Source organism: Pseudomonas sp. Seg1 (assembly GCF_018326005.1).
GTDB lineage: Bacteria > Pseudomonadota > Gammaproteobacteria > Pseudomonadales > Pseudomonadaceae > Aquipseudomonas.
The window spans coordinates 2,458,303-2,472,884 of sequence record NZ_AP021903.1; the positions used below are offsets into that span (position 1 = coordinate 2,458,303).

The window sequence follows — 14,582 nt, forward strand, 5'->3', positions numbered from 1 at the left end:
TTGCTATTGCTGGATTTGTCGCGTCCTTGACGCTTTTTTCATAATCACGAGAAAGCGATAAACGGTCGAAGGCCGCGAAATTAAAGGCTTGTAGCTTCTGGAGTGTGTCAGATTTGAGTCAACGTTTTTTTGACGCTTTGGGTAAAAGTCTTCCATTTCTTGCGCTTTGATGGCCGGGTGCTAGTGTCAGATTCTGACCGACAAACTATTGACCCGATGCCGTTTATTGCGTCCCGGAATGGCCATGTTTCGATACCTGAAAGAACTGCTTTTAATTATTTATCTGCTGCTTTATTCCGAATATTACATAGAGCGGTTAAATGCTATCGGCCTCGGTCTGGCTGTACTTCTTTTTGGCGCGATGTTTTTGGCGCTAACTTTAGCGTTATATCTAACGGCATATATACGACAGACGCTCATTCGACATTTGTTCGCATTGGCCATGTTTGTTTCGGCGGTATTTTTTGATGTCTATACCCGGGTCACAGCGGATTACCTGAGCTACAGCAGCTTCGTCTCGCTGGTGTACTCCGGCGGCTTCATTCAGGAAGCGGCGTACCAGTATCGCGATGCGATCATTCACGCTGCGCTCAGTGGTTTGCTGCTGTTGTTCGGCATCGGTCTGAAACCTCGGCATGCATTGATGGTACCCAACGCATTGCGTGTGGCGGCGCCGCTGTGCGGGGTGCTGTTGCTCAGCGCGGTGCTGTTTTTGCGGGCGGGCGAGGGCGCACGGGGCTTGCCGGTCATGTACACGCCGCTGGCTTATCTGAACCTGTTTGCCTATGAAGCACTGCACAACACCGTCGGCCCGCGCGAGCCGGTCACCCTGGCGCGTAACTCGGCAGTGGTGGGGCACGACATTGTGCTGATCATCGACGAGAGCATCTCCGGCAATTACCTGGACATCAACACGCCGTTCGGCGTGCACAGCAACCTCAAGCAGGCGCACGCAGACGTCGACATCTTCAATTACGGCTACGCCGCGTCCATCGCCAATTGCAGCGCCGACACCAACATCACCCTGCGCTACGGCGGCACCCGCGCCGACTACATGCGCATCAACAGTACGCTGCCGTCGATCTGGCAATACGCGAAAAAGGCCGGGCTGCGCACGGTGTACATTGATGCCCAGCGTACGGGCGGCAACCTGCAGAACCTGATGAACGACGCCGAGAAAAAGGACATCGACGAGTTCGTGCAATTCGACCGCACCAGCGTGCGTGACCGCGACATGGCCGCCGCGGCGAAACTGATCGAACTGCTCAACGATGACCAACCCGAGCTGATCCTGATCAACAAGGTCGGCGCGCATTTCCCGGTGCACGACAAATACCCGGATGCGTTCATGGCCTACCGTCCGACCTTGCCGCGCGGCCAGTTCACCGAGGTTGCCGACACCGGCGAACGTACCGGTTTCAATGGTCAGCCGGACGATTGGGTGCTGTACCGCAACGCCTACAAGAACACCGTGCTATGGAACGTCGGGGAGTTTTTTGCGCGGGTGTTTGCCCAGGCCAATCTGAACAATGCGTTGCTGATTTACACCTCCGATCACGGCCAGGATCTGCACGAGCGGGGCAATCCGGGGCTCAATACCCATTGCGGCGGTGATCCGGTAGAGGAAGAGGGCCTGGTGCCGCTGGTGGTGATTCAGGGCAGCGGGATGAAAACGCTGGACTGGACTGCGCAGCTTTCGACGAACAAGGATCGCTCCAGCCACTACAACATCTTCCCGACGCTGCTGCAGTTGATGGGGTACGACTTGGCGGGCATCGAGGCGGTATACGGCAAGCCGTTGAGCGTGCCGACGGCGGATGAGTTCACCTTCAATTACCGCTTCAATGCGCGGCTGGGGGCCAAGCCTGAGTGGAAGCATATTGATCTGGGCAGCATTGTCACGCCGGGGGAGGCGCCAACCAGTGTGGCGGCGGGGCAGTGAGGTTTGGGCTGGCTGAGCTGGCCTCATCGCTGGCAAGCAAGCTCCCACAGTGTTTGAGGGTGAACTCAGGTACCTGTGAACAACCTCAATCCCTGTGGGAGCTGGCTTGCCAGCGATGAGGCCGTTTGATTCAACGCCAGGCTCTGGTCTGTCATCGGCTTCCGCTATCCTTGCCCCACACTGACCCATCAGGTGGCGGCATGCTCCAGGTTGAAAACGTCTGCAAAAGTTACCTCACTCCCCAAGGCCCCTTGCCCGTGCTGCAAGGCGTCAACCTGACGCTCGAACCCGGCAGCAGCCTGGCGCTGATGGGCGAATCCGGCAGTGGCAAAAGCACCTTGCTGCACCTGATCGCCGGCCTCGACAAGGTCGACAGCGGCAGCATCCGCAGCGGCGAGCATCGGCTCGAAAGCATGAACGAGGCGCAACTGGCGAACTGGCGCCGCACGGAGATCGGTCTGGTGTTCCAGCAGTTCAACCTGATTGGCAGTTTGCGCGTCGAGGACAATCTGGCGTTTCAGGCGCGTCTGGCCGGGCGTCATGAACCGCGCTGGCAGGCGCATCTGGTGCAGCGTCTGGGGTTGGGCGATTTGCTCATGCGTTATCCCGAGCAACTGTCGGGCGGCCAGCAGCAACGGGTCGCGCTGGGCCGGGCGCTGGCCTCGCAACCGAAACTGCTGCTGGCCGACGAACCCACTGGCAGCCTCGATGAAGCCACCAGCGATGAAGTGCTGCGCTTGTTGCTCGAACTGCTCGACGACACGCCGACGACCTTGCTGATGGTCACCCACAGTCCGCGAGTGGCGGCGCGGCTGGCCCAACGCGTGGTGCTCTCCAACGGGCGCCTGACGTGAACGTTTTCTGGCAAACCCTGCGCGCGCTGCTCAGTCATTGGCGGCGGCATCCGGTGCAGTTTTTCAGTGTACTGACCGGGTTGTGGCTGGCCACCAGCCTGTTGACCGGCGTCGAGGCTCTGAATAGTCAAGCCCGCGCCAGCTACGCCCGCGCCAGCCAATTGATCGGCGGCGAACCGCAAGCCAGTCTCAGCACGCCCAACGGTGCAACCTTCCCACAGCAATGGTTTATCGATCTGCGCCGTCAGGGCTGGCCGGTGTCGCCAGTATTGCAGGGCCGCTTGATCCTCAGGGATCACGACAATCAGCGCCTGCAACTGCTGGGCGTCGAACCGGTGTCGCTGCCGGCCGATTCGGCGGTGGCGGGGCAGGCGATGTCAATCGAACGGGTCGTCGAATTCTTCACGCCACCGGGCAGTACATGGATTTCCCCGGAAACCCTGCAGGCCCTGAACCTGCACGAAGGCGCCACCCCGCAAACGCTGAATGGCCAGACGCTGCCGCCGCTTCTGGCGCAAAAAGACATGGCCCCGGGCGTGTTGCTGGTTGACATCGGGGTCGCGCAAACCCTGCTCGAACAACCCGGACAACTGTCCCGCCTGTTGCTGCCCAAGGATTTTCACGGTGAGTTGCCACCCGCGTTCAAGGGCCAGTTGCAGCTCAAGAGCAGTGGCGAGGAAAACAATCTGGCGCGACTCACCGAGAGCTTCCATCTCAATCTCGATGCGTTGGGCTTTCTTTCGTTCGTGGTCGGTTTGTTCATTGTCCATGCGGCCATCGGCCTCGCCCTCGAACAACGACGCGGACTGTTGCGCACATTGCGCGCCTGTGGTGTCAGTGCGCGCCTGTTGATTGGCTGTCTTGTCGTTGAGCTGGGCGTGTTGGCGCTGATCGGTGGTGTCTTTGGTGTGATCAGCGGGTATTGGCTGGCCAGTGTGCTGCTGCCGGATGTCGCCGCCAGCCTGCGCGGTCTGTACGGCGCGGAAGTGGCGGGGCAGTTGCGGCTGAGCCCGTGGTGGTGGTTCAGCGGAATCGGCTTGAGCTTGCTGGGTGCGTTGCTAGCTGGCGCCAACAGTCTATTGCGAGCGGCGCGTCTGCCGTTGCTGGCGGTGGCAGATCCGCAAGCCTGGCATCAACAATACGCGCGCTGGCTGCGACGGCAGGGCTGGCTGGCCTTGGTGCTGGGCGTGATCGCACTCGCGGCGTTGCTCTGGGGCGACAGCCTGGCCAGCGGCTTCGTGTTGATGGCCGGGCTGCTGCTCGGCGCCGCGCTGGCCTTGCCGGTGCTACTCAGTGGCTTGCTGAGTCCATTGCTCGGGCGCAGTCGTTCGGTGCTCGGCCAATGGTTTCTCGCCGACTGCCGTCAGCAATTGCCGGCATTGAGCCTGGCGCTGATGGCGTTGCTCCTGGCGCTCGCTGCCAATATCGGCGCCGGCAGCATGACCGCCGGTTTTCGCCAGACCTTTAACGACTGGCTCGAACAACGCCTGAGCGCCGAGCTCTACATCAACCCGAGCAACCCGGCTCAGGCCCGGGAGATGTACAGCTGGCTCAAACAGCAGGCGCACGTCACGGCGATACTGCCCAACTGGCAGGTGGCGGTGACGCTGCAAGGCTGGCCGGCGGATGTGTTCGGGATCATCGATCACGCCTACTATCGTCAGCACTGGCCGCTGCTCGATGCGACTGGCGGTGATCCATGGGCGCATCTGGCAACCGACGATGCGGTGATGCTCAGCGAGCAACTCGCGCGACGACTCAAGGTGCACGCGGGCGATCGACTGACGATTCCGGCACCGAATGGTTCGTGGTCGCCGCGCATCGTCGGCATCTACGCCGATTACGGCAATCCCAAAGGTCATTTGCTGGTCAACATCCACCACCTGCTGCGCGGCTGGCCGCAACTGACGCCGAACCGTTTCAACCTGCGCATCGACGCGCAAAACATCCCGGGATTTTTGTCCGCATTGCAGGCACGCTTTGCCCTCGATGACAGTCGCATCGTCGATCAGGCGCGACTCAAGGGCTGGTCGGTTCAGGTGTTCGAACGCACCTTCGCCGCCACCGCCGCGCTGAACAGCCTGACCTTGGCAGTGGCAGGCGTGGCGCTGTTTATCAGCCTGCTGACGCAGAGCCAAAGCCGTCTCGGCCAGCTCGCACCGCTGTGGGCGCTGGGCGTGACGCGACGCCAACTGATGCTGCTCAACCTCGGCCAGACCTGGCTGCTGGCGGTACTGACGCTGGTGCTGGCGCTGCCATTGGGGATAGCGCTGGCGTGGTGTCTGGATGCGGTGATCAACGTGCAGGCGTTCGGTTGGCGTCTACCGCTGCGAGTCTTCCCTTGGCAATTGCTGCAACTGCTGGGCCTGGCGTTGCTCGCGACATTGCTGGCGTCGGCGTGGCCGTTGTATTCGCTGTACCGCACACAACCGGCGGACCTGCTGAGGACGTTTGCCCATGAGGATTAACGCGGTGGTGGGGTTGAGCGTGCTGTTGATGCTGGGTGGCTGCGATCAATCAGCACCCGAGCAGAAGGGCTTTGCCGGGATGGGCAATCAGGCGTCAGCGTTTATCCCGGTGGTGCCGGGGCGGGTGTTCAGCTTTCCGGCGGACCACGGCGCCCATGAGGGTTCTCGCATCGAGTGGTGGTACGTCACCGCTAATCTCAAGGATCAGCAAGGCAATGATTTCGGCGTGCAATGGACGTTGTTTCGCAGTGCCTTGAAACCAGTGGCGGAGCAGGCCGGGTGGGGTAATCAAACGATTTGGCTGGGGCATGCGGCGGTGACCTCGGCGACTGCGCATCACGCTGCCGAGCGTTATGCCCGCGGCGGGGTGGGTCAGGCTGGCGTGCGTCTGGCACCGTTCGAAGCGTGGATCGATGATTGGCAGTTCGCCAGTCGCACTCAGGACCCGTTGAGCAATATGCAACTCAGTGCCAAGGACAAATCCTTCAGCTATCAACTGCACCTCACCGCCAGCCGTCCGCTGGTGCTGCAGGGAGATAAGGGTTTCAGTCAGAAATCCGAACAGGGCCAGGCTTCGTATTACTACAGCCAGCCGTTTTTTCAGGCCAGCGGCACGCTGCAAATCGACGGTCAGACGTACACGGTCAGCGGCCCGGCCTGGCTCGATCGCGAATGGAGCAGCCAACCGCTGACCGCCAACCAGACTGGCTGGGACTGGTTCTCCCTGCACCTGGACAGCGGCGCGCACGTCATGTTGTACCGCATGCGCCAGAAGGACGGCGCGCCGTACCTGACCGGCACCTGGATCGACGCCGACGGCCAGACGCAGACCCTGCACAGCGAGCAGATCAAACTCACACCGCAAGACACGGCAACTGTCGCCGGTCGCTCCATGCCCGTGCGCTGGTCGATCAGCATCCCGGACAAACACCTCGACATCAGCCTCTCGGCGCTCAACCCCAACGCATGGATGAACCTGCGCATTCCCTACTGGGAAGGCCCGGTGCGGATCAGCGGTAGTCATGGTGGCAACGGCTACCTCGAAATGACCGGCTACTGAGGCAAATCCTTCCGGCGCGGATTTGGGTTGAACTCCATTTGTTTGCTGAACCTCTACACAGTAATACCTGTGGAGGATCTGCCATGAGCGATGACCTGCAACCCCCGGACATGAAAACCTGGCAGCGTCTGTTCGACGATGAAACCCTGTGGCAGCAATCCCCCGACGCCCATTACCTCGACCTGCAACGTATCGCCGACGACTTGCTTGGTCAGGGCGCCATCGACCTTGAGCAATGGCAGATCCTGCGCGCCAAAGCCGATGACGAACACAAGGATTCCCCCGCCGTAAACGTCGCCCGCGAACTGGACGACCCCCAAGCTTGAGGACCACACCATGAAACCCGTCTCGCCAAACGAACACCCCGATGAACCCCGGCCACCCGGGGAAACCGAGCGTGACAACGACGCCCTGCGGCCCACTGATCCAAAACAGCGGCAGAACAGCGGCAAAGGCACCGCCAGTGGCGAATCCACCGCGCAAGAAACTGCAGCAGCAGAAAGCAAAGCCAAGCCCTGAACGGCGTCTATGCTCAGTGGCACATTCGTCGTCGAACGCGATTCGGCGGCGGGTGCTGCCATTCATCACAGGGAAAGGATTTCTTATGAAACTCCACGCACTGGCCAAGGCCATCACTCTTGCAACCGTACTGTCCGCCACCAGCTTCGGAGCGTTTGCTGCCGATATCCCGCTGTCCGCCACCGTCGAAGCGGATGTGGTCACCACCAAAGTGCTGGCGGTCGATGCGGCCAATCACCAGGTCGTGCTCGAAGGCGCCGAAGGGCGTCAGGTGCATGTTCAACTGAGCGACAAGGCAAAAAATCTGGCTAATCTGAAGGTCGGCGACCAGGTCAAAATCGAAGTGCAGCGTTCCGTCGCGGCCTACCTCGATACCGATGTGGATAAAGGTCTGCCTGGCACCGTCGAGCGTAGCGGTGAACTGCGCAACGCTCCTGGCAGCGATAACCCGGGCGGCGAAGCTTACCGTCAGGTCCAGGTGCAATTGGAAATCACCAAAATTGATTTGAAGACCCATCAGGTAACCCTGAAAAACCCCGCGGGCCAGTCGAAAACCCTTGATGTGAAGAAGCCTGAAATTCAAGCCAAACTCAAAGATTTGAAAGTCGGACAAAGCGTCGTCGTGACGTATACCGATGTATTAAAAGTGACCAGTCAACACGAAAGTTGAGTTTTAACTCTACAGAATGACTGCTCTTGTACAGTTAATGTATGAGAGTAGTCATACTATTAATTCGGTTTGCATTTCTTGAAAGTTTCACGAAAGCATTCGTCGATAAATATCTATTAACTTTTTCGTACATAATTTTTACATTCAAGAAGGGCGACATATCCGCCAACTTCTATTAAAATCCCTCCCGTTCGCCCAGTGTCAGGGCTCTTTACCGGTGCATGGATTGCCAGGCCATTACACTGGGCGAACACCTCCAGTGGAGTAGATGTATACAATTTCAGACAAAAAAAGGGCGACTTTAAAGTCGCCCTTTTTTGTGCCTGCAAATTATATCGATCCTTGTATTCCCGGTTTGTCTTGCTGCCCCCGGAAGCGCTTGATCGTCGCCTGATACATTTTCGTCCGACGGTGATTTTCCCCGTAGGTACCTGCGGCAGCGACCGTTCCTGCCTGAATGTGGTCGAGATAACGGAAAATCTTGCGCGGCGACAAAAACTTGATGCCGTAACCCAGAGCGACCATTCGATCCTGAAGCGTATATCCGGGCACCCGGTCATCCATGCAGAAGTGCAGGCCTCGAGATTTCATCAAGCGCGCATTCCACAAAGTACAGAAACTTTTCAGGTGAGTTTCTTTATAGGGCCTCGGCGGTTTCGACTTCAAACCCAGGCGGACTTTGATATGGCGAACATAATGCTTGCAAAAGCGCGAAGTTAAACGCCAGGTATCTCGCACGACCCCACGATTGAGTTGTTCGACACAACCGACTGCCGCCATATCTGCACTTTTCGTGCATTCGCGCATCATCATCGAAAACACTTCTTTGTCGTAGACAAAGGTATCGGTGTGCAGCAGAAACAGATAATCGGTTTCAACCTTTTCCAGTGCCAGATCCAACGCTTTGCCATGGGCAATATGCCCGGCTTCTTTGCAGGGCGAGGGGCGCTCGATCAAATTGATCCAGTCCAGCGAACGCAAGTAATCCAGACTTTCATCGGCCGAATCATTGTCCACCACCCACACCGGAATGCGTTGTTCCTTGACGTGCTGGTGCAATAACTCCAGGCACATCCGCGTCATGTCCGGGGTTTTGTAATTGACCAATACCAGGCTGAAGTTCGACGGCTGTTCGGCTGGAAAATCAAACGCTTTCATATCAGAAGGGCTCATCCGCAGTTCACTGGCAACAGGGGTTTCATGGGCCGGGATGGTAGCGACGCAACCTTAGGCCAACCTTAATTTGCAGGTTCGACAGTGGTTGGGAGTGTGTCGAAGTGAGACTGGAAAAAGGCCCGAAGTTATTGCTTGGCTTACACGGGTTACAGGCTAAAATGCGCGCCCCTTTCACGGCTCAAGGAAGAAGCGGCGAGCGCCGTTGTGTCACGGATGAAACCACTTTCCCTCTACCACCCGGCCCTGTACTGGCTGCGCGTGCGGCAAAAAAGATTGTTCCGTCAAATCGCCTGGCACTGCTCGCGCAAACGCTATGCGCGGCCTGCGGTTGCCGCTGAGCGTCTGCCGTTCCGTTACCTCAAACACACCTCGAAGCTCATCCGCAAACTCGGCGACTCCGACCTTGCCCTGCAACACAACAAAGTCATCAATCTGAAACTCGCGGTCGCGGCCATCGATGGCGTCACCATCGCCCCGGGTGAGTATTTCTCCTTCTGCCGCCTCGTCGGCCAACCGACGCGCAAACGCGGTTACGTCGAAGGCATGGAACTGTCTTTCGGCGAAGCCCGAACCGGCGTGGGCGGCGGCATCTGCCAGTTGAGCAACCTGATTCACTGGATGGCCATTCACTCGCCGCTGGTGGTGGTCGAACGCTCCAACCACAGCTTCGATCCGTTCCCGGACGAAGGCCGGGTCCTGCCGTTCGGCTCCGGCGCAGCGATTTTTTATAACTACATCGACCTGGTACTGCACAACCCGACGGATCGCCACTTTCAGTTGAAGCTGAATGTCGGGGAGACGCAGCTCGAAGGGGAGTTGTTGTGCGATCAAGTGCGCGCGTATCGCTACCACGTATTCCAGGAGGCGCATCGGTTTGTGCGGGAAGCGGGGCGAGTATTCCGCGAGAACGAGATCTGGCGAGAAGTGAGAAACAAGGGCCAGGTGGGGGAGTTAGTGACGCGGGAGCGGCTTTACCGCAATCGCGTGGTGGTCAAGTATGAGGTGCCCGACGAGTTGATCGGGTAGGGCGCACCGAAATGCTTTGCCGAGCACGCGCGCCGAAGATGATCAGTTCCTGAAATACAGCTCGTCCAGTTGGCGTCGGCGGATCGACAGATACTCATCCCAAACCTTGGGGAAATCCTCGTCCCGAGTCAGCGGGAAGGTCAGATAAATGTGCATGCCCACCACGCTGATGTATTGCCGCTCACGTTTGAACGCCGGCTGTTCGTAATGCGAGATGCTCTCGTCGTAGGCGTGATGGTAGTGATAGATGCTCGCTCGATGGGGCGCGATCATGCCCCGCGCAAAGTCGATCACCCAGCAATGATTAATCGCTGCACTCAAGTAGCCGTACACACCGTCGCTTGAGAGCCGAATGCACGAACTGGCCTGAGTGCCATCCTCATCGTTGACCAGAATGATCTGGTCAGCGAAGTACTTAATAGTCCTGTCGTCCGGTCCCTGCAGAACCAAGCCCCAGCCCTCTGCCCCCATGCGGAACTCGCCCCAGTTTTCAAAGGTGGCCGTCCAGCCGTTGGCGAGCGTGATCTGACGTTTATTCATGGGATTTCCAATTCTTCGGGTTAGAGCGTTTCGAACTCGATGGTACAACCGTGGCTTTTCAGTCTTTCAAGTTCCTGCTCGAACGAGTACTTCGGGAGATCTGCGTTTTCTCTGTCGTAGATTACCCGGAGCAATCTGAACAGCGCCCCGATGGTTTGTTGACTGGTTTCATCGAGGTCGGCGATCAGGTCATAACCCCCTGCACAGAGAAACGCGTTCTTTTTGCGCAGGATGTAGTAGGCCGTGATGTTGCACAGCAAACCTTCCGCATCGAAGTAGTTCTGATCGAGGCTCGTAACGTACTCCTCAAACAGCCGGGTCAGCTGTTGTTGCGCTGAATCCTGATGCTTCAGCACCGCGCACATTCCTTGCCAGTTGCCTATATGCAAGTGATCGCCCCAGTCACAGCCTCGGGCAAAGTAGATCCCGTTGCCTTTGAAGAAATCCGCGATTTCATGGTGATCTAAAGCGTGTTGGAAAGTGGCCGTCACTGGCGTGTGTCCTGCTTGGGCTGATTGAGTGCGATGCTGCTTGAGTGTTCAGTTTTCCGGAGTCTAAAGACTCATGTCTGCCTCGATGCTTTCTTCGTAATGCGAGAGTTTCTGCATGATGTTTTTGTCGTTCGAATACTTTTGCTTTAGCTGCGTCAGACGCTTGTCTGTGCCATTGCAGTAGTGGTTGATGGCACTGGTGACCTGACTGAGGCTGTCTGGATCTGCTGGGTCAGGCTCGGGGATTTCTCCTCTTAGCGAATCGCAGGTGTCCCTGTCTTTTGTGTAGCTGGAGACGTCCGGTGGCAGTGGACTGGTGGGATCGGCTGCTTGAGAGAAAGCGGGGAATGTCAGTGCGAGAATCAGAAAGCAGGGCGCAGCGGTATCCATTCTGATGCTCATCGTTAGGTGACAGCTGATCATGAGGCTTTGCCCCCGCTAGAGTTAAGGAACTTCAACATCACGGCCGATGAATGTCATCAAAATCATCGGCTTTTGGAGAGGCATGAATACCCTTGGCTTCTTGAGCGCGGTAATAAGCTTCAATCGTCAAGGAACGATCAATCCGCGCTTTCACGATGCAGGGCTGCGATTGCCATGGGTATTCCTCGAGCTGCTTGCTCAGCGTCTTCAGGCCACCTGCAATCCATCCCCTGCGCGCCTGGTCTCTCCATCGCCGAGGATTACGACCGGTATTGGCATCGTGAATTACGGTTGTTGGGTCGAGATGACGGCTCTGTTCCAGCACTGGCAAGTCAGGTAGAGGTTGCGTGATATCCATATAGCGTTGCAGGCAATCCCAAAAGGCCAAGGCATTATTTCGATCGAGCCCTAACGCGTGAAGTTTGACGGCGAGGCAGATCTTGTTATCGGTGTAGCGATGATGCAACCACAGGGCATAGTCATGAGAACCGTAACCACTTGGCAGGAGCTGCAAGACAGGATCGAACTCTTCAAAGGGCGCAACGAACATTCGACGGAAACGTCTTTTAAACCTCAGCATGCCATCCGTTCGATTGAACTCACTGCCGTCATAGACACTGATTTTGCTATGCAAAAAGAGCAGGACGTCGATACCGATTGCACCCATGAAATAAAGGCAGGCGCCTATCCACAGTGTCCGATGAAGGTCACTGTTTCCCCAAAGTGCATTTTCTTTCCAATAGACAATGGCTGAGAGAATGAAAAAGCCAGTTAGCTGGATGCGATGGACAGTTCTTTTCCCATCCATGAATAAGGCCAGCGCGAAAATGGCGATTGCTACGGTTACTAGCGATGAACACAGTACATAAAACGCTTCAATATCCTTTCTCCAGGTCGTAGGTAAAAAAGCAACTGTTATACCCATTCCCCATGCAATCGTAGCGAAGGGGTGGCACATGAGTTTACTGACGAAAAGAAAATGCGGAATTTTACTCGAGTTCTGAAAACGCCAGCTCGTCGCGTCGCAGTAAACCTCTTCTTTATATCCCCGCTCTTTCTGATGCTGAAGTATGTTGGCCTCGTCAGCTTGTAACTGAGTGGTGACCTCCATCTCCGGCTCCAAGTAAGCATAATTTCCGAATGCAAGATGAGTATCGAAGCCGCCAGAGCGGTTGTTGTCTTCAGCCCACTTTGGAGGAGGGAGGGGAGCTTTAGAGTCGCTATGGTAGGCCGTTGATGGGGGGCGAGGTTCTACACTGGCATTCATACAAGCATCCTGGCTTTGGTTTCCGATTTTTACTGGTTTTTTGTGTTGGCGTTTTTTGCTATCTGTTTTGGTACTGAGCCCGAGGGTGAAGGCGATCCTTCGCGGCTGTCGGGTAAGGTCATGCCTTCACTTTTGTTTCGAGTAGCTTGGATGTTGCACTTTCGGGGTGAGCCTTTGTTGATGGAGGTGGACTCAGGTATTCCGGTTGCCGAAGACAGTCATGCGATTTTGTGCTTCTAGTTCCGCCTCACGCTTGGCAAGAGCTATTTCCAACTCTGGCGAGCGCTTGGCCCAATGCTCGGGTGGCAGGGGTTTTGACCATTCGATGATGTCGGGGTAGAGCAGGTCGGGTGGGTAAGACAGTTTCAGGTTCTGCAGCTTTTCCGCGAAATAGGTTCCCAGAATCGTGATGCAGAATATCCCCCATGCAACACCTATCAGGTCTCCCTTACGCAGATCGATGATGAGCGAACCAATTTGCGATTTTTCGTAGGGGGTAATACCTACTCGGCTATTGGGTACGGCGTCCGGTCCTATCTCCATGTAGCTGCGCATGCACTCCCACAAGGCCATGGCCGTGGTGCCGCCGCCACAGTTGAATCCGAATGAAAAATGTTTGTTGTCTTCTTCGGCGTGAGGGTCTGGGTTCTCAAAGCCGATGATCAACAAGCCCATGGTGGCTTTACCAGCCTGGCTCACTGAGGAATGTTGCGTTGCTGCCGCCGTGACGCTTTCCCAAGGCACCAGCCAATATTCACCATTTTCTCGCGGCACACATACTTCACGACGTTGCCGGTTGAAGCGCACGGGCAAGGGGACATCGCGGAGCAGGCCCTGAACAATAAAGAGCGCGGGTACTCCAATTATGATTCCCCCTACAATCAAGATCATTGCAGGCTTGGGGGTGATGTACGCCATCAGCGCTAGTAGCACCACCATCGGCCACAGCACCATCACCGCCGAACCGATGCTGTAGTTGCCGATGTCGAGAAAAACCTCGTTTTTACGCCAGATGGTGTTAAGCACATCACAGGGTTTTTCACCCGTGGGGATGGGCAACGGCGCCAAATAATCGTTGCGCGAAAACAACCGTTTTTTTGTGGTGCCTGCCGGTGGCGTACTCATGTGCTTCCTTGGGTTGTAAGTCCCGCTACTCATCATCAAGCTAATGCTTGATCTGTCTGGGCGGCTAATTCGGCTTCACGCTTGGCGATAGCTTCTTCAAGTTCTGAGGAACGTTTGGCCCATTGCTCGGGTGGCAGTGGTTTTGACCATTCGATGATGTCTGGATAGAGCAGGTCAGGAGGAGGAGAGAGCTTCCATACCTGCAACATCATTGCGAGTGGTCCCCCAAGAATATGGCTCCGATAATCAGCCACAAGGCTTTATCAATTTCCAGGGCTCGCATGTGCTGCAAGATTCCGCCTACGTATTCACAACAAACTCCCCAAAATACATTTCTGCCGCGTAACTTTTCCCGACCTCTTTCAAAGTCATTGGTGATCGGTAACGCTTCTGGCCCTATCTCCATGTAGCTGCGCATGCACTCCCACAAGGCCATGGCCGTGGTGCCTCCGCCACAATTGAAACCGAATGAAAAATGTTTGTTGTCTTCTTCGGCCTGTGGGTCTGGGTTCTCAAAGCCGATGATCAGCAAACCCATGGTGGCTTTACCGGCCTGGCTCACTGAGGAATGTTGCGTCGCTGCCGCCGTGACGCTTTCCCAGGGCACTAGCCAGTATTCGCCATTCTCTCGAGGCACACATACTTCACGACGTTGCCGATTGAAGCGCACGGGTAGGGGGACATCGCGGAATAGGCCCTGAATAATAAACAGTGCGGGTACTCCAATTATGATTCCCCCTACAATCAAGATCATTGCAGGCTTGGGGGTGATGTATGCCATCAGCGCTAGTACCACCATCATCGGCCATAGCACCATCACCGCCGAACCGATGCTGTAGTTGCCGATGTCGAGGAAAACTTCGTTTTTGCGCCAGATGGTGTTAAGCACATCACAGGGTTTTTCACCTGTGGGGATGGGCAACGGCGCCAGATAATCGTTACGCGAAAACAACCGTTTATTTGTGGTGCCTGCCGGTGGCGTACTCAATGTGCTTCCCTTGGGTTGTAAGTCCGGTCTCTC

General features: G+C 56.6%; 15 protein-coding genes and 1 pseudogene. 8 read left to right on the top strand and 8 right to left on the bottom strand.

Annotated features, from left to right (window positions below):
• Nucleotides 1-244: 244 nt before the first annotated feature.
• The 7 genes from KI231_RS10895 (at nt 245) to KI231_RS10925 (ending at nt 7,513) form a co-directional block, all read left to right on the top strand.
• Nucleotides 245-1,942, top strand: coding sequence for a sulfatase-like hydrolase/transferase (locus KI231_RS10895; RefSeq protein ID WP_213028217.1), 1,698 nt, complete (start codon nt 245-247; stop codon nt 1,940-1,942).
• Between the two features lie 200 nt (nt 1,943-2,142).
• Entirely contained in the window at nt 2,143-2,796 is a 654-nt protein-coding gene (locus KI231_RS10900) for an ABC transporter ATP-binding protein (RefSeq protein WP_213028218.1), read from the top strand.
• The gene (locus KI231_RS10905; RefSeq protein WP_213028219.1) at nt 2,793-5,264 is read left to right on the top strand and encodes an ABC transporter permease; all 2,472 of its coding nucleotides are present in this window, start codon (nt 2,793-2,795) and stop codon (nt 5,262-5,264) included. Before KI231_RS10900 ends, KI231_RS10905 begins: the two co-directional genes overlap by 4 nt.
• Nucleotides 5,254-6,324 (top strand): lipocalin-like domain-containing protein, encoded by a 1,071-nt coding sequence (locus KI231_RS10910; protein WP_213028220.1) that lies wholly within the window; start codon nt 5,254-5,256, stop codon nt 6,322-6,324. Before KI231_RS10905 ends, KI231_RS10910 begins: the two co-directional genes overlap by 11 nt.
• Before the next feature lie 83 nt (nt 6,325-6,407).
• The gene (locus KI231_RS10915; RefSeq protein WP_103305836.1) at nt 6,408-6,650 is read left to right on the top strand and encodes a hypothetical protein; all 243 of its coding nucleotides are present in this window, start codon (nt 6,408-6,410) and stop codon (nt 6,648-6,650) included.
• Between the two features lie 10 nt (nt 6,651-6,660).
• Nucleotides 6,661-6,843 carry a hypothetical protein gene (locus KI231_RS10920; protein WP_213028221.1) on the top strand — a complete coding sequence of 61 codons (183 nt, stop codon included), beginning with the start codon at nt 6,661-6,663 and terminating at the stop codon, nt 6,841-6,843.
• An 85-nt stretch (nt 6,844-6,928) separates the two neighbouring features.
• Nucleotides 6,929-7,513 (top strand): hypothetical protein, encoded by a 585-nt coding sequence (locus tag KI231_RS10925; protein WP_103305838.1) that lies wholly within the window; start codon nt 6,929-6,931, stop codon nt 7,511-7,513.
• Between the two features lie 330 nt (nt 7,514-7,843).
• On the opposite strand, the gene KI231_RS10930 is transcribed toward KI231_RS10925, so the two are convergent.
• Nucleotides 7,844-8,671 carry a glycosyltransferase family 2 protein gene (locus KI231_RS10930; protein WP_103305839.1) on the bottom strand — a complete coding sequence of 276 codons (828 nt, stop codon included), beginning with the start codon at nt 8,669-8,671 and terminating at the stop codon, nt 7,844-7,846.
• A gap of 231 nt (nt 8,672-8,902) precedes the next feature.
• Here KI231_RS10930 and KI231_RS10935 point away from each other — a divergent pair, with 231 nt between their 5' ends.
• Entirely contained in the window at nt 8,903-9,715 is an 813-nt protein-coding gene (locus KI231_RS10935; protein ID WP_213028222.1) for a VanW family protein, read from the top strand.
• 42 nt (nt 9,716-9,757) lie between these two features.
• Here the strand turns inward: KI231_RS10935 and KI231_RS10940 are convergent, their stop codons facing one another.
• The 7 genes and pseudogenes from KI231_RS10940 to KI231_RS10970 all read right to left on the bottom strand — a co-directional run bounded on the left by KI231_RS10940 (nt 9,758) and on the right by KI231_RS10970 (nt 14,549).
• A complete protein-coding gene (locus tag KI231_RS10940; RefSeq protein WP_213028223.1) occupies nt 9,758-10,255 on the bottom strand; it encodes a hypothetical protein in 498 nt (165 codons plus the stop codon).
• Nucleotides 10,256-10,275: 20 nt separating this feature from the next.
• Nucleotides 10,276-10,746: a hypothetical protein gene (locus KI231_RS10945; RefSeq protein WP_213028224.1), complete on the bottom strand. Its 471-nt coding sequence runs from the start codon at nt 10,744-10,746 to the stop codon at nt 10,276-10,278.
• A 63-nt stretch (nt 10,747-10,809) separates the two neighbouring features.
• Entirely contained in the window at nt 10,810-11,136 is a 327-nt protein-coding gene (locus KI231_RS10950) for a hypothetical protein (protein WP_249412116.1), read from the bottom strand.
• A 70-nt stretch (nt 11,137-11,206) separates the two neighbouring features.
• Nucleotides 11,207-11,836 carry a hypothetical protein gene (locus KI231_RS30305; RefSeq protein ID WP_213028770.1) on the bottom strand — a complete coding sequence of 210 codons (630 nt, stop codon included), beginning with the start codon at nt 11,834-11,836 and terminating at the stop codon, nt 11,207-11,209.
• A 792-nt stretch (nt 11,837-12,628) separates the two neighbouring features.
• Entirely contained in the window at nt 12,629-13,561 is a 933-nt protein-coding gene (locus KI231_RS10960) for a hypothetical protein (protein WP_213028225.1), read from the bottom strand.
• 35 nt (nt 13,562-13,596) lie between these two features.
• Nucleotides 13,597-13,788: pseudogene (locus tag KI231_RS10965) on the bottom strand (hypothetical protein); the annotation flags it as partial.
• Entirely contained in the window at nt 13,770-14,549 is a 780-nt protein-coding gene (locus tag KI231_RS10970) for a hypothetical protein (protein WP_249412118.1), read from the bottom strand. The gene KI231_RS10970 and the pseudogene KI231_RS10965, both read right to left, overlap by 19 nt.
• Nucleotides 14,550-14,582 lie beyond the last annotated feature (33 nt).